Source organism: Devosia neptuniae (assembly GCF_025452235.1).
In the GTDB taxonomy this organism is placed as follows: domain Bacteria; phylum Pseudomonadota; class Alphaproteobacteria; order Rhizobiales; family Devosiaceae; genus Devosia.
In genome coordinates, this window is sequence record NZ_CP104965.1 from 1,732,501 (window position 1) to 1,753,907 (window position 21,407).

The window sequence follows — 21,407 nt, forward strand, 5'->3', positions numbered from 1 at the left end:
TGAAATTCGCAAGGCTATAAAAGCCGATGCCGTCGCGATCCTGGAAATCCTGCAATCGGTAGCCTTGTGGCTGGAAACGGCGGGGCCTGGCAAGCTGTGGTCGGCCTCAAGCTTCAGCCTGTCCGGTGTCGTTGACAGGATCGAGGCGGAGGAAGCCGTGGTGCTCGAGGCCGATGGGACTGTCGCGGCCATTATGTATCTGCAAGGCCGGGACGACATATTCTGGCCGGACGATCCGGCCGGTGAGGCGCTCTATATTCACAAGCTGGCGATAGCGCGGCCATTCGCGGGCCTTGGGCTGTCGCGGCTGATGCTTGATTGGGCCGCCGATCAGGCCAGGCAGGCGGGCCGGCACTATCTGCGGCTCGACTGCGCGCCGCGGGCCAAGCTCATTGCCATTTATCGCGATGCGGGGTTCAGCCGGGTCGGAGACGATATTGTCGTCGAGGGGTATTCCGTGGCGCGTCTGCAGCGGAGTATTTGAGCTATTGCCGCGCTCAAAGCGCTCACCAGGGCAAAATCTGGGCTTATTCGCAGCCTAGGCTTGACCGGCTGACAACCAGCGCCATGCTGGACCCAGATCCTGGATTTCAATCGGACCTTATTGCCCCATGCGCTTTATTCTCGTCATCGTGGCCCTATTTGCCTTGGGCATGCCCGCTCTTGCCCAGCAGGCGGCGCCGGCTGCCGCGCCGGCCAGTGCCAGCGATGCCGATATCGATACGCTGATCAAGATTATCGAGAATGATCAAAGCCGGGCGGCGCTGATTGAGCGGTTGCAGCAATCGGCTAGTGCCGAGCCGGCGGTACCGGCCGAAGCGCCAGCGGATCTGAGCATTGCCCGACAACTGGCCGAATATACCCGCAGCGTGGCGGAAGGTGCGTCGGCGACTTTTGCGGCGGTCGGTCAGGTGTTTTCCGATCTGCAACAGGGCTTTAATGGCGCCGCCAATGGCGACCTGAATGCCCTGCGCGACATCGCCATTGGCGTATTGCTGGTCGGTCTCGGCTTGTTCGGCAGTTTCCTCGTGCTGCGGCTGCTGGTGGTGTGGCTGCAGGGCATGATTGCCGGCCGCGTCGCCAATCGCGCCTGGTATGTGCGGCTGCTGGGTGCCGTGGGTGCGGCGGCAATCGATGGCGGCTCGGTGGTGCTGGCGTGGGCCATTGGCTATGTGCTGGCGCTCAGCGTCATTGGCGGCAATGCGGGGCGGATGGGGATCAACCAATCGCTGCTGCTCAATGCCTTCCTCGTCGTGGAAATGAGCAAGCTGGTGGTGCGGGCCATTCTGGTGCCGCGTCACACGGCTTTGCGCCTGCTGCCGGTGTCGGACAGCAATGCGGCCTATTGGTCATTCTGGCTGGCGCGGGTCATCTCGCTGGTCGGCTACACCTTCATGTTCGTCTCGCCGGTCATCGCGGCCAATCTGTCACTGGGGGCGGCCAGTGCGGTGCAGGCTCTGGTTATGCTGACGGCCGTGGTCATCGGCATCATCATCGTCTTGCAGAACAAACTCGACGTGCGGCATTGGCTCAATGAGCTGGCGCAAAAGCGCGAGAAGGACGGGCTGGGCCAATTGTTCATGCTGGTCGGCCAGTTCTGGCATCTGGTGGCGATCGGCTATCTGCTGGCGCTGCTCGTGGTCTGGTTTGCCAATCCCGAACGGGCCTTGCCCTTCATGATCGCGGCCACGATCCAGTCGCTGATCGCCATCGTGGTTGGCGCGGTGATTGTGGGTTTTGTCGGCCGCTTTGTAGGCGTCGGCCTGCGCCTGCCGGGGGATATCAAGGCGCGGCTGCCATTGCTCGAAGCGCGGCTGCATGCCTTTGTGCCCCGCGTCATGCAGGTGGTTCGCTGGGTGGTGATTGCCGGGGTGGTTGCGGCCATTTTGCAGGCCTGGTCGCTGTTCGATTTCCTGGGCTGGATCGGCAGCGAACAGGGCCAGCAGATTGCCGGCTCGATCGTGTCCGCCGCGCTGATCGTGCTGGTCTGCGTGGTGCTTTATGTCGTGGTGGCGTCCTGGGTCGAATATCGGCTCAATACCACGGTGGGCAAGGCGCCGACGCCGCGCGAAAAGACGCTGCTCAACCTGTTCAAGAATGCCTTCACCATTGCCCTGGTGGTGTTCGGGCTGATGCTGGCGCTCGCCCAGATCGGGGTGAATATCGCCCCGCTCCTCGCCGGCGCCGGGGTGATTGGTCTGGCCATCGGGTTTGGTGCGCAAAAGCTGGTGCAGGACATCATCACCGGCATTTTCATCCAGTTCGAGAATGTCATGAACGAGGGCGATGTGGTGGAGGCCGCCGGCAAATCCGGCGTGGTCGAAAAGCTCACCATCCGCTCGGTAACCATTCGCGACATGACCGGCACGGTGCATCTGATCCCGTTCTCCTCGGTGGATCAGGTCTCCAATATGGTGCGCGGCTATTCCTTCTATGTCGCCGAATTCGATGTCGCCTATGACAGCGATATCGAGGCGGTCAAGCAGGTGCTGCGCGATGCGTTCGTGGTGGCCATGCAATCGGAACACCGCGACATGGTGATCGATGATCTGGATCTACAGGGCCTGGTGTCGCTGACCGGCGGGGCGATGAAAGTGCGGGCTCGCATCAAGACCATGGCCGGCAAGCAATGGGGCATTGGCCGGCTCTATAGCGAAACCGTCAAGCGCATGCTGGCCGAGCGCGATATTCGCAGCCCCTCCCAGATCGTCACCTACCGGACGGTTGACCGGCCGCAAATCCTGCCGCCGCTGGATGACGAGGCCGCCACGCAACCGTGATCGCAGCGGCACGCAAGTGTGATCGCCTCGGGCTTTAGCCTTAAGCCGATCTTAATTTGATCGGTTAAAATAGTGATACGCGTCCTGTGCGGCACACTTGACGCGCGGGCGGGGCCTGTTTGCTCCGCCACCGTGACTGAAGTTAGCGTATCACGAGGCCCGCCATGCACCCATCCGGCAAGAAGATTGCCTTTTTCCGCCGCCTGCTCATGCTGGCTCTGACCGCGCTGTTGGCGTTTGGCGCTATTGTGCCGGCCTTTGCCAATAGCGCCGATTTCGTGCGCCGGCTGTGGCCCGATGCGCAGGCGCAGGGGGTGAGCCGCGCGGCCTTTGACGCGGCCTTTGCCGGGTATAGTTTTTCGCCGAAAATCATGGAGCTGACGCGCAAGCAGCCCGAATTTTCCCAGACGGTGCAGCAATATGTCGATCGCCGCGTCACCGATGCCCAGGCCGGCAAGGGAAGGGCCATGCGTAGCGAATGGAACCAGACCCTGACCGGCGCGCAGCAGCGCTATGGCGTGCAGCCGGAAATCGTATTGGCCATCTGGGGCATGGAAACCAATTTCGGTGGCTTTATGGGCGGCGAGAACACCATCCATGCGCTCGCCACCTTGGTCGAGGGCGGCTATCGCGCCGACTTCTTCAAGCGCGAGTTGCTGACCGCCTTGCGCATTATTTCGGATGGGAATGTGAGCCCCGCTAACATGGTGGGCTCCTGGGCCGGCGCCATGGGGCATACCCAGTTCATGCCATCGAGCTTCATGGCCTATGCGGTCGACTATAATGGCGACGGCAGGAAGGATATCTGGAACTCGGTGCCTGATGCGCTCGGTTCGACCGCCAATTATCTCAAGAGCTTTAACTGGCGGCCGGGCGAGACGTGGGGCTATGAAATCAAGCTGCCCTCCGGCTTCAATTTTGCCGCCGCACGGCAGTTGGAGCGGGCGCCGCTCAGCCAATGGCAGGCCATGGGGATTACCCGGGTTTCGGGCAAGCCGTTCCCGCGGCAGAGCGATGTGGCGCGGATCTATATGCCGGCCGGGGCAGTGGGGCCATCCTTCCTGCTGCTGCACAATTTCGATGTGATCAAGCGCTACAACAATTCGGACAGCTATGCCCTGGCCGTCGGGCACCTGGCCGACCGGATCATCGGGGGCGGGCAGTTCGCTGCGCCCTGGCCATCGGGTGATTATGCGCTGAGCAAGGATCAGCGCGCCCAGGTGCAATCGCTGCTGGCGCGGGCCGGCTATGATGTCGGTTCGCCCGATGGGGTGATCGGCCCCAAGACGCGGGCGGCGGTGATGGCCTTTCAAAACCGCGCAGGCGTGGTGGCTGACGGACATGTGTCCGGTCGGCTGCTGGATATGCTCAAACGCTAGGACCAACCGCCCTTCAGCTGATGCTGGCCTGCAAATGGGCAGTTTTCTGCGCTTCCGGTCCTCACGTACCCAAAAGTACGCTCCGGTCCGGTTCTCGCAAACCACCATTCTCGGCTCAGCCTGAGCTGAAAGTCGATTGCTCCTCGTGTCGCCGTTAACCTATCGTTAACCAATTGCGCCCAGATTTGTCGGCGCTTAAGTAGAGGGCAGGCGCGTCTCGGACCATTGAGACTCCTGCCCTCGCCCATTCTGGATGGCCATAAAATCCTCCGCATTGGGCGCTAGGCACCCTCATTCTCCGCTGAAAACCAAGATGGTCATGACCCGAAATCCCTTGCTGCTGCGCCCGATCCTGATGGCGCTGATGGTGTTGATCGCGATCCACCCGGCGCCCAGCATGGCGCTGTCGCTGCTCGATCCGTTCAACCTGCCGGCGGCCATGGATGCCGGCACATCCAAGGTTGGCGACGGCATCGCCTATGCCGATGGCCCCCGCCACAAGCTGGACGTTTACGCTCCTGAGCAGCGGGGCACGCCGGCGCCGGTGGTCTATTTCATCTATGGCGGCGGCTGGAATCGGGGTGAGCGCAGCGACTATCAGTTCGTTGGCCGGGCTCTGGCGGCGCGGGGTTTTGTCACCGTCATCGCCGATTATCGGCTGGTGCCCGAAGTGCGCTATCCGGAGTTTCTGGAAGACAATGCCAATGGCCTGCGTTGGGTGCAGGACAATATCGCCCAATATGGCGGCGACCCCAATCGGGTGTTCCTGGCCGGGCATTCGGCCGGCGCTTACAACGCGGTGATGCTGGCGCTCGACCCGTCTTTCCTGCGCGAATATGGCGTGACGCTGTCGATTCTGGGGGTGGCGGCTTTATCGGGACCCTACGATTTCTATCCGTTCGAATATGGCGAAGTGCGCGATGCATTTGGCGATGCGCCCAATCCGCAGGGCACTCAGCCGATCAATCTGGTCACTTCCGATACCCCGCCCATGTATCTGGCGACGGGCACCACCGACCCCATCGTGCGGATGCAGAATACCGAGCGTTTCGCCCAGAAACTCAAGGATAGCGGTATCTGGGTCACCACCAAATATTACAATGGCTTCGGCCATATGGAGCCGGTGATTGCCATGGGCGCGATGTGGCGTTGGCGCATGCCGGTGCTCGACGACATGGTGAGTTTTTTCCAGATGTTCGGGGCGTTTCCGAGCGGGGTGCCCTATGTCGCGGTGGCGCCGGAGCCGCCGGAGCAATTGCCGGAATCGATTGCGCCGATGGATCAGATCATCCAGCAGATGGATGCCATGTTCCAGCCGATCCAGAAATAGGCACAGCGCCGGAGAATCGCGCTAGCTTGCTCGGATGAGCGATCATTTGCGATTTTCCGGCGCCAGCCACCAGGTTCAGGTCGAGACCGTCAAGGCCATCATCCGGCGGCAGCCGGTGCTGATGACTATTCTCGAACGGCTGCGCGACATGGCCTTGCCCGACCCGCTGCTGGGGTCCGGCGCGATCTACAATTCAGTGTGGAACGAGCTGAGCGGAAAACCGCCGCTGACCGGCATCAAGGATGCCGATGTCGTCTATTTCGACGATAGCGATCTCTCCTATGAAGCCGAGGACCGCGTGATCCGCCGCGCGGCGGCAGTGTTCGGCGATCTGCCGCTACCGGTCGAGGTGCGCAACCAGGCGCGGGTGCATTTGTGGTTCCCGCAGAAATTCGGCACGCCCTATCCGCAATTGCGCAGCAGCGCCGAGATGATGGACTATTTCGCCTCCAAGACTCATGCGGTCTCGGCGCGGCTCGAGGATGACGATGCGATCAGCATCTTCGCGCCGTTCGGGCTCGATGACATGTTCTCGTTCCGCATTACGCCGAATACTGCGCTCGACAATCGCAACACCCATAACGTCAAGGCCGAGCGCAACAAGGGCATCTGGCCCGAACTGACCGTGGTGCCATGGCCCGGTTGATCAGGCTGGATCGAACCTGACTGACTCGGCCGAGCGCTGCACCGGGCCGTGGAACACTGCCTCGATATTGTTGCCATCGGGGTCGAGTACGAAGGCGCCGTAATAGCCGGGATGGTAGTGCCGCTCGCCGGGCGGCCCGTTGTCGCTGCCACCGGCCGCCAAGGCGGCTTTATAAAAAGCGTCTACCATGGCGCGGTCCTTGGCCTGAAAGGCCAGGTGGATATGGGTGGGCACGGTCCTGGCGTCGGCGGCGTCGACGAACAGCTCGTCGACCTGGAACCAGTTCTTGCCCGATTGCTCGATTCTGTGGCCAAGCACGGCCAGCACTTTTTCGTAGAAATAGCGCGTGGCGGCAAAATTCCTGGCACGCAGATGGACGTGGTCGATAAGACGGCCGGTATGCCAGGTCATATGTGGTCCTCACGTAAAAAGACCGCCCAGGGGATAGCCGGGCGGTCCATAGAAAATAGGCAAAAAGCTTATTCGGCTTCGTCGGCGGAAGCGGAATTGAGCTGGCCGTATTTTTCTTCGCCGATCTTGGAGAGCAGCTCGAGCTGGGTTTCAAGGAAGTCGATGTGACCTTCCTCGTCGGTCAGCAGGGCCTCGAACAGGTTCTTGGAAACATAGTCGCCCAGGCTTTCGCACAGCTCGCGGCTGGCCTTATAGGCGGCGCGGGCATCGTATTCGCCGGCAAGGTCGGCTTCGAGCACTTCCTTGATGGTCTGGCCGATTCGCAGGGGCGCGACGCGCTGCAGGTTCGGATGGCCTTCGAGAAAGATGATGCGCTCGATCAGGCGATCGGCGTGATGCATTTCCTCAATTGATTCAGCGCGCTCCTTGGCGGCGAGCTTCTTATAGCCCCAGTCGTCCAGGAGACGGAAGTGCACCCAATACTGGTTCACCGCGCCGAGTTCGAGAAAGAGGGCCTCGTTAAGCCGCTCGATGACTTGTGCTTCGCCTTTCACGACGTACTCCACTCTGCTGTTTCTTGAGCTTCTCCAGCCCGGTCTGAATGTGGATCAGATCGGCAGGCGGATGGGCTTGCTGCGAGTGGTAGTTTTCGGTGACGCGAACAATAATGTCCACCACATTCGGCACGCAACCGCTGCATTTGGCGCGGCGGTTGAGCTCGTTATAGACCTTGGCCGGAACCACCAATTGCCACGGGTCGGCCTTGAGAAGGTCGAGAACGATGTCCTCGATTTCCTTGGACGTGATCATGTTGCATTGGCAGACGAGCATTTGTGCCGGCTTGTCAGGGTGGAGCTTGCTGGGCGGCATAAAGCGTCCAGCATTCATGATTGTCAATGTCAGAAATTAATATCGCCGAACACATTTGCTGGAAACGGGGCTCAGCTATCGGCCTTTTGCTGGCGGCGCGCGGCGATGACCGCGGCAAGGGCAGCCGTGCGATGCGCGGTCGAGAAGAATTCGCGATGGGCCAGGATGAATATGGTGGCAAGGCACGTGGCGATGGCCAGCCATTCGGAAGCGAACCAGGCCACCGTCGCCACCGAGAAATAATAGGCACGGATGCCGCTGTTGAAATTCTTGGCGCCCAGCGCATTCATGCGGGCAATGGCCTCGATTTCGTCTTCGGGCGTCTCCACATTGTGGTCGAGCGCTCCCAGCATGATGCAGAAATGGTTGAACTGGCGCAGCGACAGGGTGAAGGCAAAAAACGCCAGCACGAATAGCGCCAGCATGACCACGAGATGGATTTCCACGTCGCTGACCGAATAGGCCCGGTCCAGCGACAGGGAATCGAGCGCCGCCATCAATGTCGGCAATTGCCCGAACACGGCGAACACCGCCAGCACCATCAGCACGGCGGTGGAGGCGAGGAAACTGACCGATTGCATGATATTGCCCGACAGGATGGCGTCGAACGGGGTTTCGCGCTTGGCGGCATTGGCGACCCAACGCCGGCGCTGCATGTTCATGATCACCGAGAGCGAGGGACGCCGCCGCTCGATCCAAGGCACGATGATGTTATAGGCGAAATAGCAGATCAGCGGCAGGATGGTGGAGATCAGCGTGATCGACAAGGTCGTGGCCCCGGAGTGGTTTGCTTCACTTATAACGCGGCCGTGAAAAAAGGCGACGGCATCAACCGCCGCCTTAAGGCTTAGATGGTGCGCGGCCAGCGGCGGTGAATCGCTTCGATCGCCGTCAGCACCTCTGGCGACAGGATAAGCTTGGCGGCGCCGATGGCATTGGCCAATTGGGCGGTGCTGGTGGCGCCGACAATCACCGAGGTCATGAACGGCCGGGTGAGGGCGAAGGCAATAGCCATTTGTGCGGGATCAAGGCCGTGCTCCCGGGCCAGGGCGACATACTCCTTGGCCGCGGCCTCCGAATAGGCATTGAGGCGCCAGAAGCCCTTCTGGTAGTCGGCGCGGCTGCCGGCAGGAATGGCGCCATCGAAATATTTGCCGGTCAGCAGGCCGCCGGCCAGCGGGGAATAGGCGAGCAGCCCCACCTGTTCATGGTGGCTGAGTTCGGCCAGGTCGAGATCGAAATGCCGGCGCAGCAGGTTATACTCGTTCTGCACCGAGACCAGGCGCGGCAGGTTGCGGGCCTCGGCAATGGCCAGCCATTGGCTGATGCCCCAGGTGGTTTCGTTGGAGACGCCGGCATGGGCAATCTTGCCCTCCTTGACCAGCGCGCCCAGGGTTTCGAGCATGTCCCCGATATTGTCGAGCACATCGGCTGTGTCCTGCTTATTGGGCGCATAGGTCCAGGAGCCGTCGAAATTATAGCTGCCGCGCGAGGCCCAATGGACCTGGTAGAGCTCGATGCGGTCGGTCTTGAGGCGCTTCAGGCTCTGTTCGAGCGCGACGCGAATCGAAGCGCCGTCGGCACGGGCGCCGTTGCGGATATGGCTACTACCGCCGCCACCGATCTTGGAGGCCAGGATCCACTGGTCGCGCTTGCCGCTTTGGGCGAACCAATTGCCGATGATTTCCTCGGTGCGCCCGGACGTCTGGGCGCTGCCGGGCACGGCATAGAGCTCGGCGGTATCCATGAAATTGATGCCCGCTTCGAGCGCCAGGTCAATCTGGGCGTGGCCCTCGGCTTCGGTATTCTGGCTGCCCCAGGTCATGGTGCCAAGGCAGATTTCGGTGACCCGCAATTCGGTGCGGCCCAATGGCTTCAATTTCATGAGCAAATTCCAGATGATCGGGGGAAACGGGAGGCGGCAGTTAGCGGATAAAACGGCTGGCTGCGGCAGACAAGGCGCTGATCCGGTATAAGTGTCAAAAAAGCGTCATGGCGGACCGTTTAGGGGTTGAGCTGAGCGAATTCACCCCCTATATACGCCTCACGTCGCGACCACCGGGTCGCCGTGATGACCAAGCCAACCGGCATTGTTATCAACGTTTTGACGCGGGATGGAGCAGCCCGGTAGCTCGTCAGGCTCATAACCTGAAGGTCGCAGGTTCAAATCCTGCTCCCGCAACCAAAAAAGCCCAGCAAAGCCAAGTGCTTCGCTGGGCTTTTCCTTTTCCGGGCCAGCAGTTCTGCGGGCAGGCCGGCATTTGATCCGAGCGATGCCGGCGATGGCGCCCTTATGAAATCCTTATGCCGCGGCGTCGCATTCCATATGGAAATCTGACGGCGCATGGGTGCAATGAATGGGCCTCAATTGGAGGCTCGTTATGCTCGACCTTGCATTTATTGCTCTTGGCGCCGGCACGTTGATCGCTCTGGCGATCTATGCCGCGGCGCTGCATCGCCTGTGAGCGGCACCATGCTCATCATCGCTTTTCTTATCGCGCTGGCGCTGGCCGTCTACCTTGTGGTGACGCTGCTGGCCCCCGAGCGCTTCTGATCCTTCGGAGCCAGATATGTCCCTCATTGGCTGGCTGCAAATCGGCTTTGTGCTGGTTGCAGTCCTTCTGCTCGTCAAACCGCTTGGCCTCTATATGGCCAAGGTGTTTTCCGGCGAGCGCACTTTTCTCTCGCCCATGCTCGCTCCCGTCGAGCGCGGCTTTTATGCCCTCGCCGGGGTGCGCCCCGACAAGGAGCAGGGCTGGCTCGGCTATACGATCGGCGTGCTGCTGTTCAGCCTCGTCGGGTTCCTGTTTCTCTACGCCATCTTGCGGCTGCAGAATGTGCTGCCGCTCAATCCGCAGGGCTTTGCTGGCGTGCCGCCAGACCTGGCCTTCAACACCGCCGCCAGCTTTGTCACCAATACCAATTGGCAGAGCTATGGCGGGGAAACCACGATGAGCCATCTCAGCCAGATGCTGGGCCTCACCGTGCAGAACTTCGTTTCGGCCGCCACCGGCATTGCCGTGGCCATGGCGCTGACCCGGGCCTTTGTGCGCTCGGGCGCCAGTGAGCTGGGCAATTTCTGGGTCGATCTGACCCGCGCCACGCTTTATGTGCTGCTGCCGCTCGCCATCGTGGTGGCACTGGCTTTCGTGGCGCTCGGCCTGCCGCAGAGCCTTGATGCCAGCTTTACCGCGACGACGTTGGAAGGGCTGCAGCAGACCATCGCCACCGGGCCGGTTGCCAGCCAGGAGGCCATCAAGCAATTGGGCACCAATGGCGGCGGGTTCTTCAACGTGAATGCCGCCCATCCGTTTGAAAATCCCAACGCCTTCTCGAACTATCTCAATATCATCGCCATGCTCGGCGTGTCGTCGGCCCTGGTCTATGCCTTCGGGCAGATGGTGGGCAATCGCCGCCAGGGCTGGGCGCTGATTTCGGTCACCGTCATCATGCTGGTGATCGGCACCGGCGCCATCTATTGGGCCGAGACGTTTGGCAATCCGCTGCTGACGGCGGTGGGCGTCGATCCCTCTCTCGGCAATATGGAAGGCAAGGAAGTCCGCCTCGGCCAGGCGATGTCGGCGCTCTATGCCGCCGTCACCACAGGCCTATCGAATGGCGGCGTCAATGCCATGCATGGCTCGCTCACCCCGCTTGGAGGCCTCGTGCCCATGTTCCTGATCCAGCTGGGCGAAGTGCTGCCCGGCGGGGTTGGTTCGGGGCTTTATGGGCTGCTGGTCTTTGCCATCCTCGCGGTCTTTGTGGCCGGGCTGATGGTGGGCCGCACGCCGGAACTGTTGGGCAAAAAAATCGAGGCCCGCGAGATGAAGTTTGCCATGCTGGCCATTCTCATCCTGCCGCTGACCATACTGGGCTTTACCGCCATTTCGGCGGTGGCCGAATTTGGCACCAGCTCGATCCTCACCCCCGGCCCGCATGGGCTCAGCGAAATTCTCTACGCCTATACCTCGGCGGCGGGGAATAATGGCTCGGCCTTTGGCGGGCTCACGGCGAACACGCCCTGGTACAATACGACGCTTGGCATCGCCATGCTGCTGGGTCGCTTTGCGTATCTGGTGCCAGTGCTGGCCATTGCCGGTGGGCTGGTGGCCAAGCCACGCGTGCCCGCCTCCTCGGGCACGTTCCCCACCGACAGGCCGCTGTTCGTGGGCCTCCTCATCGGCATCATCATCATCCTGGGCGGGCTGCAATTCTTCCCGGCCCTGGCTCTGGGTCCCATTGTCGAGCATTTCGCCATGCTGGCCGGGCAGAGCTTTTAGGAAACCAAAATGTCCACTTCCGCCAAATCCATTTCCATTCTTTCGCCCGCCATTCTGGTGCCGGCGCTGCGCGACGCGGTGATCAAACTCGATCCGCGCCAGCTGATCCGCAATCCGGTTATTTTCGTCACCGAAGTGGTGGCGGTTGTCGTCACCGCCATCTTCATCCAGGACCTGTTCGGCGGCGTGAGCGCCAGCTTTTCCGGCCAGATCGCGCTCTGGCTGTGGTTTACCGTGCTGTTCGCCACCTTTGCCGAAGCCGTTGCCGAAGGGCGCGGCAAGGCGCAGGCGGAGAGCCTGAAACGCAGCAAATCGGACCTCGTCGCCAAGAAAATGCTGTTCGCCAATCAGAGCGGCAATAATGGCTGCGAGGTTATCCCGGCTACGGCGCTCAAGATCGGTGACATCGTCTTGGTCGAGGTCAATGACCTTATCCCCGGCGATGGCGAAGTTATCGAAGGGGTGGCCTCGGTCAATGAAAGCGCCATCACGGGCGAGTCTGCACCGGTGATCCGCGAGGCGGGCGGGGATCGCTCGGCCGTGACCGGCGGCACGCAGGTGATTTCCGATTGGCTCAAGGTGCGCATTACCACCAAGCCCGGCGAGAGCTTTGTCGATCGCATGATCGCGCTGATCGAAGGCGCCAAGCGGCAGAAGACACCCAATGAAATCGCGCTGTCGATCCTGCTCTCCGGGCTGACGCTGGTGTTCCTCATCGCCGTGGTGACGCTCTATGGGCTGGCGCTCTATTCGGGCACGACGCTGTCGGTGGCCGTGCTGGCCGCCTTGCTGGTCACGCTGATCCCCACCACGATTGGCGGCCTGCTCTCGGCCATCGGCATTGCCGGCATGGACCGGCTCATCCGCTTCAATGTCATCGCCACCTCGGGCCGGGCGGTGGAAGCGGCGGGGGATGTGGATACGCTGCTGCTCGACAAGACCGGCACGATCACCTTTGGCAATCGCATGGCGTCCGAGTTTTTGCCGGTGTCGGGAGTGAGCGAAAAGGAATTGGCCGAGGCGGTGCTGCTGGCGTCGCTGGCGGATGAGACCGCCGAAGGGCGTTCCATCGTGGCGCTTGCCAAAACCGATTTCGGCCTCAGTGAGCAGCGCATCGTGGGCAATGGCACGACGACCATTGCCTTCTCCGCCCAGACCCGGATTTCGGGCATCGATATCGAGGGCAGGCGCATTCGCAAGGGCGCGGTGGATGCCGTGTTGCGGTTTGTCGGGCTCGACAAGGCGCAGGCCAGCCCCGAATTCAACAAGGCCGTCGATGCCATTGCGCGCACCGGCGGCACGCCGCTGGCTGTGGCGGAAGCCGATCGCCTCCTGGGCGTCGTGCATCTCAAGGATGTGGTCAAGCCGGGCATCAAGGAGCGGTTTGCGGCCCTGCGCGCCATGGGCATCCGCACCATCATGGTCACGGGCGACAATCCCGTCACGGCCGCGGCCATTGCCTCGGAAGCGGGGGTGGATGATTTCCTTGCCGAAGCGACGCCCGAGCAGAAGCTGGATTTTATCCGCAAGGAACAGACTGGCGGGCGGCTGATCGCCATTTGCGGCGACGGCACCAATGACGCCCCTGCTTTGGCGCAGGCCGATGTGGGTGTCGCCATGCAATCGGGCACCCAGGCGGCGCGCGAGGCGGGCAATATGGTGGATCTGGATTCCAGCCCCACCAAGCTCATCGAGATTGTCGAGATCGGCAAGCAGATCCTGATGACGCGCGGTTCGCTCACCACCTTCTCCATCGCCAATGACGTGGCCAAATATTTCGCGATCATCCCGGCGCTGTTCCTGGTCACCTATCCGCAGCTAGGCGCGCTCAACATTATGGGGCTGACCTCGCCGCAATCGGCGATCCTGTCGGCAGTGATCTTCAACGCGCTGATCATCGTGGCGCTGATCCCGCTGGCTTTGCGCGGGGTGAAATACCGCCCGGTCGGCGCCGCGGCGCTGTTGTCCCGCAACCTGCTCGTTTACGGCCTGGGGGGCCTGGTCGCCCCGTTTATCGGCATCAAGCTGGTGGATATGGCCGTCACCGCGCTTGGCATCATCTGAAGGGAGCCACAAAAATGCTCAACCAAATCCGCCCTGCCATCGTCCTCACTGTCCTGCTCTCGGCCGTCACGGGGCTGGCCTATCCCCTCGCCATTACCGCTGCGGCGCAGGTCGCCTTTCCCGGGCAGGCCAATGGCAGCCGTATCGAGCGCGATGGCGTCACCATCGGCTCCGACCTGATCGGCCAGAATTTCAGTGAGCCGAAATATTTCTGGCCGCGTCCTTCGGCGACCGGGCCCGAGTCCTATAATGCGGCTGCATCCACCGGCTCCAATATCGGGCCGACCGGCAAGGCGCTGGTTGATCGCGTCGCTGGTTCGGTGCAGGCCATGGGCGGTGGACCAGTGCCGGGTGATGCGGTCACCACCTCGGGCTCAGGGCTTGATCCGCATATTTCTCCGCAATATGCCGCCAGCCAGATCGCCCGCGTTGCCCAGGCGCGCGGGGTCGAACCGGCAGCAATCGCCAAGCTCGTCGCAGATGTGACGGAAGGCCCGGCTTTGGGTATATTCGGCGAAATGCGCGTCAACGTGCTGCGCCTCAATCTGGCGCTGGACGCGGCCGCTCCCCTCGGGAATTGATATGGCTCGCCAGACCGAAACAGACCGGCCGGACCCCGCCGTCCTGCTCCAGCTTGCCGCGCGCGAAGGCCGTGGCAAGCTGACGGTGTTTCTGGGTGCGGCGCCCGGCGTGGGGAAAACCTATGCCATGCTGGAGCGGGCACGCGGGCTCAAGACCAGCGGCATGGACGTGGTCATTGGGCTGGTCGAAACGCACGGCCGCAGCGAAACGGCGAAGCTGGCCGAGGGCATTGAAGTGCTGCCGCGCCAGGGCGGCGACACGCCCTATGGCGAGTTTGATCTCGACGCGGCTTTGGCCCGGCGGTCGGCTTTGCTGATCGTGGACGAATTGGCGCATAGCAATGCGCCCGGCTCGCGCCATCCTAAGCGCTATCAGGACATTGCCGAACTGGTGGGCGCGGGGATCGATGTGTGGACCGCGCTCAATATCCAGCACCTCGAAAGCCTCTCAGATCTCGTCGCCCGCATTGCCGGCATTCCGGTGCGCGAGACCGTGCCCGATATTGTGCTCAAGCGGGCCGATGAGGTGATCCTGGTCGATCTGCCGCCCGCCGAGCTGATCGCCCGGCTCAATGCCGGCAAGGTCTATCTGCCCGACAATGCCAAGCGGGCGCTGGACGGCTTCTTCAAACCTGCCACCCTCACCGCCCTGCGCGAACTGGCCCTGCGCCGCGCCGCCGACCGGGTGGACGACCAGATGGTCGATTTCCTGCGCCAGAGTGCGGTGGAAGGCCCCTGGGCCACCGGCGAACGGTTGCTGGTCTGCGTCGGCCCCGACACCATGTCGGAAAGCGTGGTGCGGGTGGCCAGCCGCCTCGCCTCGGGACTCAATGCCCGCTGGCTGGTCGTGTCGCTGACAAGGCCGGGCACACCCTTGCCCGCACCGGCCGATGCCGAACAGCTGGAGGAAACCCTGCGCCTGGCCGAGCGGCTCGGCGCTGAAACGCGGCGCGAAAGCGCCAGTGATTTCGTTGATGCCATCCTGCGCATCGCCCGGCGCGAGCATATTACCCAGATCGTCATCGGCCGGCCGGCGACCCGAAGCTGGTTGCGCCGCTCGCTGCCCGATGCGCTGCTACGCGGGGCCGGCGAGATCGGCATTCACATCGTGCCCGGCGAAGGCTCGGCTCCGTCCCGCCGCGCCCGCAAATGGCCCAGCCTGCCGGAATGGGCGCTGACCCTAGGCCTGCCGCTACTCTCGGTTGGTGCCACGACGCTGTTCGGCCTGGGCCTGACGGCGCTGGTGGCGCTGCAGAACCTCTCCATGCTCTATCTCGCCGCCGTGCTGCTCTCGGCGGTGATTGCCGGGCGCGGTTCGGCGCTGATCGCGGCGGGCCTGTCGTTCCTTGCCTATAATTTCTTCTTCATCGAGCCCACCGGCGAATTGACCGTGGCCCAGCCGCAGGAAGTGCTGTCGCTGGTCATCTTCATCGCGGTCGCGCTCGCCGCCGGACAATTGGCCGCCCGGCTACGCGAGAGTGCAAAAGTCTCCCGCCAGCAAGCGCGGCAGAGCCAGGCTTTGCTCGATTTTTCCCGCAAGCTCTCGGCCGCCCATGGCCAGGAAAGCGTCGTCGACGCCATTGCCAGCCATCTCAATGCCAGCCTGGGCCGACCCGCCATCGTGCTGGTGCCTGACGAATCCGGCGACCTGCTGCCCACTGCTGCCTGGCCGCCCGACCAGGCGCTGGGCGCAGCCGAACTCACCGCCGCGCGCTGGGCCTTCGACAAGAAGGAGCCGGCCGGCTTCCTGACCGGCACCCTGCCGCAAATCCATTACCTGTTCCGCCCCATCATCTCGGCGCAGCGCCTGCTGGGCGTGGCGGGCCTCGTCATGGGCCCGCGCGATATTCCGCTGGCGCCGGACGAAGAGCGCACCTGGATTGCCCTGCTCGATCAATCCGCTATTGCGCTGGACCGGGCCCGCCTCACCCGCGAAAGCGCCAGGGCCTCGGTGGCGCGCGAGAGCGAGAAGGTGCAATCGGCCCTCCTTTCTTCCCTCTCCCACGACCTGCGCACCCCGCTCGCCTCGATTATCGGGGCGGTGACCAGCCTGCGCCAGCTGGGCGACAAGATGCCGCCCGAGAGTCGAGCCGATCTGCTGCTGTCGATCGAGGAAGAGGCGGGGCGCCTCAATCGCTTTGTCGCCAATCTCTTCGACATGACTCGTATCGAAGCGGGTATGATGAAGGCGCGGCGCGAGCCGATCGAGCTTGCCGCCATTATCGACACCAGCACCGCCCGGGCCCGCAAATTGCATCCTGACCTGCTCATAGAAACCAGCATCGCGCCTGGCCTCCCCCGTGCGCTGGGCGACGCCGTGCTGCTCGAACAGGTGCTGTTCAACCTGTTCGACAATGCCCGCAAATATGGCGGGGCGAGCCTGCCCGTCACCATCTATGCCCGCGCCGAGGATGGCGAAGCGAGCATTGCGGTGACCGATCAGGGCAAGGGCATTCCCGAAGCCGAGCTCGAAAAAATCTTCGACAAATTCTATCGCCGCGCCAAGGGCGACGGCCGCCCGGCGGGCACCGGGCTGGGCCTTTCCATCGCGCGGGGCCTGATGGCCTCCATGGGCGGCTCCATCAAGGCGAGCAGTCCCGCCATCCGCAAGCGCGGCACCCGCTTTACCCTGCGCCTGCCTCTGGCCGAGCCGGGAAAGGCCAGCTGATGCAGCAGCGTATCCTCGTGGTCGATGACGAGCCGCAAATCCAACGCTTTCTCAAACCCGCACTGCTCGCCGCCGGTTTTGACGTCGAGACCGCCGCGACCGCCGCCGACGCCAAGCGCCTCGCCGCCACGCGGGCGCCGGCGCTTATCGTGCTCGATCTCGGTCTGCCCGATGGCGACGGCAAAACCGTTATTGAAACGGTGCGGGCCTTCTCGGCCGTGCCGATCATCGTGCTCTCCGCCCGCGACCAGGAAATCGAGAAGATCGCGGCGCTCGACCTGGGCGCCAATGATTATGTCGAAAAGCCCTTCGGCATTGGTGAATTGCTGGCCCGCATCCGTGTCGCGCTGCGCCAGGCCGGGTCTGCGGAGGCCCACCTTAGCCAACAACGCTTTGGCAATCTGGTGCTCGATCTCGAATTGCGGCACGTGCTGGTCGATGGCGTGCCCGTGCATCTGACGCCCAAGGAGTTCGATCTCTTTGTCCTTTTGGCGTCCCATGCCAATCGAGTGGTCACCCACCGCCAGGCGCTGACCAGTATTTGGGGACCGGCTCACCAGGACGACGTGCAATATCTGCGCGTCGTCATCGGCCAGCTGCGGTCCAAGCTCGAAGCAGACCCCAAGGCCCCCAGACATCTGGTCAGCGAGGCTGGCGTCGGCTACCGGCTGATGGAATAGCCGCGATGCATTGACTTCGCCCCGCCGCTCTACCACAACGCCTCGAAGAGTTATCGTGAGCGCGGATATCGGTCGGTGAGTCACTAGCATGGCCATTCCCAATGCAGTTGCGGGCCTGTTGCGGCGTCCCGCCCGGCTGGGCGACGAGGTTTATTCGGCCATTTTCGCGCGCATCATGTCCGGGGAGATCGGCCCGGGCGGGCGGATTGGCGTCGATGCGCTAGCCCGGCAATTGGGCGTGTCGCAGACCCCGATCCGCGAGGCTTTGGGGCGGCTCGAGGCCGAGGGGCTGGTCGTCAAGACCCATCTGGTGGGCTATAGCGTGGCGCCGCAATTGAGCGCCCGCCAATTGGCCGAGCTTTATGAAATGCGGCTGCTGATCGAGCCCTTTGCGGCGCGCAAATGCGCCGAGGTGATGCCCGAGGCGGTGATCGCCCAGATCGAGGCTTTGTGCGCCGATATGGCGGCGCTGGCCAATGCCGAAGGCCTGGATGCCTATGCCCAGTTCGGCCAGCTCGACATGGCGTTTCACGACCAGATCGCCGTCAGCGCCGACAATGCGCTGCTATTGCAGGCGCTGGCAGGGCTGCATGCCCATGTCCACCTGTTCCGGCTGGTGCGCGAGCCCCGCGTGACCCGTACGGTGCTGGACGAGCACGAGGCGCTGGTGGCCGCCATCAAGGCGCGCGATCCCGCTGCCGCCGAGCAAGCGATGCGCGCCCATATCGAGCGCTCGCATGCCCGGTTTGCGGCGGCGTGAGGAACTGGCTAAGTTGCGGCCTCGTCTGAGTTGGAGCCTTGTATGAGTTCTCGTATCGTACCCGTCATCCTGGCCGGCGGCCAGGGCACGCGGCTGTGGCCGATGTCGCGCGCGGCGCGGCCCAAGCAGTTTTTGCCGCTGACGGGGGCACAGAGCCTGTTCCAGCAGACGCTGGCGCGGGTGGCGGACGGGCAGGTCTATACCCCCGCCATCATCATCACCAATGCCGATTATCGCTTCATCGTGGCCGAGCAGGCCAGCGAAATGGGTGCGCCGCTGGCCGGGGTTTTGCTCGAGCCGGTCGCTCGCAATACCGCGGTGGCGATTGCAGCGGCTGCAGTCTATGCGCGCAATACATTTGGCCCCGATGCGGTGCTGCTCGTGCTGCCATCCGACCATGATGTGACGGTCGATGCCGGCTATCTGCAGGCGGTGCAGCAGGCGGCGATTGCAGCGGCCGAGGGCCGCCTGGTCACTTTCGGCATCGTGCCGGCCGCCCCCGAGACCGGCTATGGCTATATCAAGGCCGGCGCCGGCCTGGGTGAGGGCGTCAGCGCGGTCGAGCGCTTCGTTGAAAAGCCCGATCTGGTGCGGGCCGAACAGATGCTGGCTGATGGTGGCTATCTGTGGAATTCGGGCATGTTCATGATCGGCGCCGAGGCATTCCTTGCCGAGTGCGCGGCGCTGTCGCCCGAGACGCTGGCCGCGGCCAGTGGCGCTGTTGAAGCAGCGCGGATTGATCTGGATTTCGTGCGGCTCGATGAGGCGGCATTCGCCACCGCGCCCAATATCTCAGTCGATTACGCGATCTTTGAAAAGACCAGCCGGGCCGCCGTGGTCGCGGTCAGCTTCGGCTGGTCGGACCTGGGCAGCTGGGACGCGGTCTGGAAAGCCCAGGAGCATGACGCCGCGGGCAATGCCGGCAGCGGCGCGGTGACGTTCAGCAATACCTCAAATTCGCTGGTCGTTACCGATCACGCCCATGTCGCCATCGAAGGGCTGGACGATATCGCGGTGATCGCCAGCGAAGACGCCATCTATGTCGGCAAGCTCTCCGAAGCGCAGAAAGTGGGGCCGCTGGTCAAGTTGCTGCGCGCCGGCAAGGAGACTGTGGGGCTGACCGAAATTCACCGCACCGCCTATCGGCCCTGGGGCGGCTATGCCTCGGTGCTCAATGGCGAGCGCTTCCAGGTCAAGCGCCTCTTCGTCAAGCCGGGCAAGAAGCTCAGCCTGCAAAAGCATCATCACCGTTCCGAACATTGGGTCGTGGTGCGCGGCACGGCTGAAGTGACGCTGGATGGCGTGGTCACCATGCTCAGCGAAAACCAGTCGATCTACCTGCCGTTGGGCTGCACGCATCGGCTGGCCAATCCGGGCAAGATCGAGCTGGAACTGATCGAAGTGCAGACCGGCTCGTATCTGGGCGAGGACGATATCATCCGCATCGAGGACGAGTTCGGGCGGGCTTAGGGGCGTTCAACAGGCCACAACGTTGACAGCCAGCCCTGCCAGGCTCGTTTCCTTATAGCGCTCCGACATATCCAGCCCGGTCTGCCGCATCGTTTCGATGCAGGCGTCGAGCGGCACGGCATGGGTGCCGTCGCCCTTCAAAGCCAGAGAAGCGGCAGTGACGGCTTTGACGGCGCCGAAGGCGTTGCGTTCGATGCAGGGGATTTGCACCAGCCCCGCGACGGGGTCGCAGGTCATGCCCAGATGGTGTTCGAGCGCGATTTCGGCGGCGTTTTCGACCTGGGCCGGGGTGCCGCCCATAATGGCGCAGAGTCCGGCGGCGGCCATGGCCGAGGCGGAGCCGACTTCGCCCTGGCAGCCCACTTCGGCGCCGGAAATCGAAGCATTGTGCTTGATGATGCCGCCAATGGCGGCGGCGGTCAGCAGATAATCGCGCACGTCCTGCGGGCTGGCGGCGGCATTGAATTTGAGAAAATAGCGCATCACGGCGGGGATCACCCCGGCCGCGCCATTGGTCGGCGCGGTGACGACACGGCCGCCGCCGGCATTCTCCTCATTGACCGCCATAGCGTAGAGGCTGAGCCAGTCATTGGCCATCAGCGGGGTCAGTTCATTGCGCTGCCATTGCGCATCGAGCTGCAGGAAAATGGAGCGGGCGCGGCGCTTGACGTTGAGCCCGCCCGGCATGATGCCGTCCTGGGCCAGACCCCGGTCGATGCAGGAACTCATCACGCCCCAGATTTCGTCGATGCCGCGGTCCAGCGCCACGCGTTTGGTCGTGGCTTCCTCATTGGCGCGTTTCATGGCGGCGATGGAGAGACCCGAGGCCGCGGCCATGGCCAGCATGTCCTTGGCATGGGCAAAGGGATAGGGCACGTCGGCCTGGGCCGGGGAGGCGTCCTTGAGCGCTTCGAGTTCCTCGGCGCTGACCACAAAGCCGCCGCCGATGGAAAAATAGGCGCGGCGCAGCAGCAATTGCCCATCCGTGTCATAGGCGGCAAATTGCAGCCCATTGGGGTGGCCGGGCAGGGCGTTGCGCTTGTCGAAGACCAGATCGACGGCGGGGCGGAAGCGATAGGGCGCATGGCCGGGCGGATGCACCATGCCGGAGCGTTCGACCCCGGCGATAATGGCATCCATCGTATCGGGATCGACCGTCTTGGGGTCTTCGCCACACAGGCCCAGAATGACCGCACGGCCGCTGCCATGGCCGATGCCGGTATAGGCCAGCGAGCCATGCAGGCTCGCCGTCAGCGCGGCGGCGCGGGCATTGGCGGGGCGGGGGCGGTCATTGTGCTTGAGCTCATCGAGAAAGCGCCTTGCCGCACTCATCGGCCCCATGGTGTGGGAACTCGATGGCCCGATGCCAATCTTGAAGACGTCGAAAATCGATAGGAACATGGCCGTATAGTGCATGGAACGCGGCGACGCGCAACGCGACTATCGTTTCCCATTGGGCAACAGTGCGTGACGTTGAAGGGCGATTGT

The 21,407-nt window shown here is 63.0% G+C and carries 19 protein-coding genes and 1 tRNA gene (1 of these 20 running past the window's edge); 14 read left to right on the forward strand and 6 right to left on the reverse strand.

Translation table 11 applies throughout. From position 1 onward, the window contains the following. From N8A98_RS11335 to N8A98_RS11355, 5 genes are all read left to right on the forward strand, one after another. Positions 1–484, forward strand: partial view of a GNAT family N-acetyltransferase gene (locus N8A98_RS11335; protein ID WP_262171416.1) — the 3' portion only. 11 nt of this gene lie to the left of the window's left edge; 484 of the gene's 495 nt are visible here — the last part of the coding sequence; its start codon lies beyond the left edge, outside the window; the stop codon is at positions 482–484. Between the two features lie 127 nt (positions 485–611). Further along, positions 612–2,780 (forward strand): mechanosensitive ion channel domain-containing protein, encoded by a 2,169-nt coding sequence (locus N8A98_RS11340; protein ID WP_262171418.1) that lies wholly within the window; start codon positions 612–614, stop codon positions 2,778–2,780. A gap of 164 nt (positions 2,781–2,944) precedes the next feature. Next, the gene (locus tag N8A98_RS11345; RefSeq protein ID WP_262171419.1) at positions 2,945–4,159 is read left to right on the forward strand and encodes a lytic murein transglycosylase; all 1,215 of its coding nucleotides are present in this window, start codon (positions 2,945–2,947) and stop codon (positions 4,157–4,159) included. A 319-nt stretch (positions 4,160–4,478) separates the two neighbouring features. Further along, complete coding sequence (locus tag N8A98_RS11350) at positions 4,479–5,489, forward strand: alpha/beta hydrolase (protein WP_262171421.1); 1,011 nt, start codon at positions 4,479–4,481, stop codon at positions 5,487–5,489. 34 nt (positions 5,490–5,523) lie between these two features. Further along, complete coding sequence (locus tag N8A98_RS11355) at positions 5,524–6,135, forward strand: nucleotidyltransferase family protein (protein ID WP_262171422.1); 612 nt, start codon at positions 5,524–5,526, stop codon at positions 6,133–6,135. Here N8A98_RS11355 and N8A98_RS11360 read toward each other — a convergent pair whose 3' ends face one another. From N8A98_RS11360 to N8A98_RS11380, 5 genes are all read right to left on the reverse strand, one after another. Beyond that, positions 6,136–6,546: a VOC family protein gene (locus N8A98_RS11360; protein ID WP_262171424.1), complete on the reverse strand. Its 411-nt coding sequence runs from the start codon at positions 6,544–6,546 to the stop codon at positions 6,136–6,138. It abuts the gene before it with no gap. Between the two features lie 68 nt (positions 6,547–6,614). Continuing rightward, a complete protein-coding gene (gene bfr / locus N8A98_RS11365; protein WP_035103068.1) occupies positions 6,615–7,100 on the reverse strand; it encodes a bacterioferritin in 486 nt (161 codons plus the stop codon). Beyond that, on the reverse strand, positions 7,066–7,377 hold the full coding sequence (locus tag N8A98_RS11370) for a (2Fe-2S)-binding protein (protein WP_113123676.1): 312 nt from the start codon (positions 7,375–7,377) through the stop codon (positions 7,066–7,068). The genes bfr and N8A98_RS11370 overlap by 35 nt, the downstream gene beginning before the upstream one ends. 110 nt (positions 7,378–7,487) lie before the next feature. Further along, a complete protein-coding gene (locus tag N8A98_RS11375; protein WP_262171426.1) occupies positions 7,488–8,183 on the reverse strand; it encodes a DUF599 domain-containing protein in 696 nt (231 codons plus the stop codon). Between the two features lie 80 nt (positions 8,184–8,263). Then, complete coding sequence (locus N8A98_RS11380) at positions 8,264–9,301, reverse strand: aldo/keto reductase (RefSeq protein WP_262171427.1); 1,038 nt, start codon at positions 9,299–9,301, stop codon at positions 8,264–8,266. A gap of 223 nt (positions 9,302–9,524) precedes the next feature. Here N8A98_RS11380 and N8A98_RS11385 point away from each other — a divergent pair. From N8A98_RS11385 to N8A98_RS11425, 9 genes are all read left to right on the forward strand, one after another. After that, a tRNA-Met gene (locus N8A98_RS11385) sits at positions 9,525–9,601 on the forward strand. A 276-nt stretch (positions 9,602–9,877) separates the two neighbouring features. Beyond that, positions 9,878–9,970 carry a K(+)-transporting ATPase subunit F gene (gene kdpF / locus N8A98_RS11390; protein ID WP_162740466.1) on the forward strand — a complete coding sequence of 31 codons (93 nt, stop codon included), beginning with the start codon at positions 9,878–9,880 and terminating at the stop codon, positions 9,968–9,970. A 16-nt stretch (positions 9,971–9,986) separates the two neighbouring features. Further along, entirely contained in the window at positions 9,987–11,696 is a 1,710-nt protein-coding gene (gene kdpA, locus N8A98_RS11395) for a potassium-transporting ATPase subunit KdpA (protein ID WP_262171429.1), read from the forward strand. Between the two features lie 9 nt (positions 11,697–11,705). Further along, complete coding sequence (gene kdpB, locus N8A98_RS11400; RefSeq protein ID WP_262171431.1) at positions 11,706–13,760, forward strand: potassium-transporting ATPase subunit KdpB; 2,055 nt, start codon at positions 11,706–11,708, stop codon at positions 13,758–13,760. A gap of 14 nt (positions 13,761–13,774) precedes the next feature. Beyond that, positions 13,775–14,341, forward strand: coding sequence for a potassium-transporting ATPase subunit KdpC (kdpC, locus tag N8A98_RS11405; protein WP_262171433.1), 567 nt, complete (start codon positions 13,775–13,777; stop codon positions 14,339–14,341). Between the two features lies 1 nt (position 14,342). Then, positions 14,343–17,009 carry an ATP-binding protein gene (locus N8A98_RS11410; protein WP_262171435.1) on the forward strand — a complete coding sequence of 889 codons (2,667 nt, stop codon included), beginning with the start codon at positions 14,343–14,345 and terminating at the stop codon, positions 17,007–17,009. Then, entirely contained in the window at positions 17,006–17,689 is a 684-nt protein-coding gene (locus tag N8A98_RS11415) for a response regulator (protein ID WP_262171955.1), read from the forward strand. The genes N8A98_RS11410 and N8A98_RS11415 overlap by 4 nt, the downstream gene beginning before the upstream one ends. 88 nt (positions 17,690–17,777) lie before the next feature. Next, positions 17,778–18,449, forward strand: coding sequence for a GntR family transcriptional regulator (locus N8A98_RS11420; RefSeq protein WP_262171437.1), 672 nt, complete (start codon positions 17,778–17,780; stop codon positions 18,447–18,449). A 42-nt stretch (positions 18,450–18,491) separates the two neighbouring features. Beyond that, positions 18,492–19,919: a mannose-1-phosphate guanylyltransferase/mannose-6-phosphate isomerase gene (locus N8A98_RS11425; protein WP_262171439.1), complete on the forward strand. Its 1,428-nt coding sequence runs from the start codon at positions 18,492–18,494 to the stop codon at positions 19,917–19,919. Between the two features lie 6 nt (positions 19,920–19,925). Here N8A98_RS11425 and N8A98_RS11430 read toward each other — a convergent pair whose 3' ends face one another. After that, positions 19,926–21,320 (reverse strand): L-serine ammonia-lyase, encoded by a 1,395-nt coding sequence (locus N8A98_RS11430; protein ID WP_262171957.1) that lies wholly within the window; start codon positions 21,318–21,320, stop codon positions 19,926–19,928. Positions 21,321–21,407: the final 87 nt, after the last annotated feature.

Excerpts from the sequence above, each read along its gene's own strand:
- N8A98_RS11340 (WP_262171418.1), top strand. The coding sequence starts at position 612 with ATGCGCTTTATTCTCGTCATCGTGGCCCTATTTGCCTTGGGCATGCCC.
- N8A98_RS11345 (WP_262171419.1), top strand. The coding sequence starts at position 2,945 with ATGCACCCATCCGGCAAGAAGATTGCCTTTTTCCGCCGCCTGCTCATG.
- N8A98_RS11350 (WP_262171421.1), top strand. The coding sequence starts at position 4,479 with ATGACCCGAAATCCCTTGCTGCTGCGCCCGATCCTGATGGCGCTGATG.
- N8A98_RS11355 (WP_262171422.1), top strand. The coding sequence starts at position 5,524 with ATGAGCGATCATTTGCGATTTTCCGGCGCCAGCCACCAGGTTCAGGTC.
- N8A98_RS11360 (WP_262171424.1), bottom strand. The coding sequence starts at position 6,546 with ATGACCTGGCATACCGGCCGTCTTATCGACCACGTCCATCTGCGTGCC.
- N8A98_RS11370 (WP_113123676.1), bottom strand. The coding sequence starts at position 7,377 with ATGCTCGTCTGCCAATGCAACATGATCACGTCCAAGGAAATCGAGGAC.
- N8A98_RS11380 (WP_262171427.1), bottom strand. The coding sequence starts at position 9,301 with ATGAAATTGAAGCCATTGGGCCGCACCGAATTGCGGGTCACCGAAATC.
- kdpA (WP_262171429.1), top strand. The coding sequence starts at position 9,987 with ATGTCCCTCATTGGCTGGCTGCAAATCGGCTTTGTGCTGGTTGCAGTC.
- kdpB (WP_262171431.1), top strand. The coding sequence starts at position 11,706 with ATGTCCACTTCCGCCAAATCCATTTCCATTCTTTCGCCCGCCATTCTG.
- kdpC (WP_262171433.1), top strand. The coding sequence starts at position 13,775 with ATGCTCAACCAAATCCGCCCTGCCATCGTCCTCACTGTCCTGCTCTCG.
- N8A98_RS11410 (WP_262171435.1), top strand. The coding sequence starts at position 14,343 with ATGGCTCGCCAGACCGAAACAGACCGGCCGGACCCCGCCGTCCTGCTC.
- N8A98_RS11420 (WP_262171437.1), top strand. The coding sequence starts at position 17,778 with ATGGCCATTCCCAATGCAGTTGCGGGCCTGTTGCGGCGTCCCGCCCGG.
- N8A98_RS11425 (WP_262171439.1), top strand. The coding sequence starts at position 18,492 with ATGAGTTCTCGTATCGTACCCGTCATCCTGGCCGGCGGCCAGGGCACG.
- N8A98_RS11430 (WP_262171957.1), bottom strand. The coding sequence starts at position 21,320 with ATGTTCCTATCGATTTTCGACGTCTTCAAGATTGGCATCGGGCCATCG.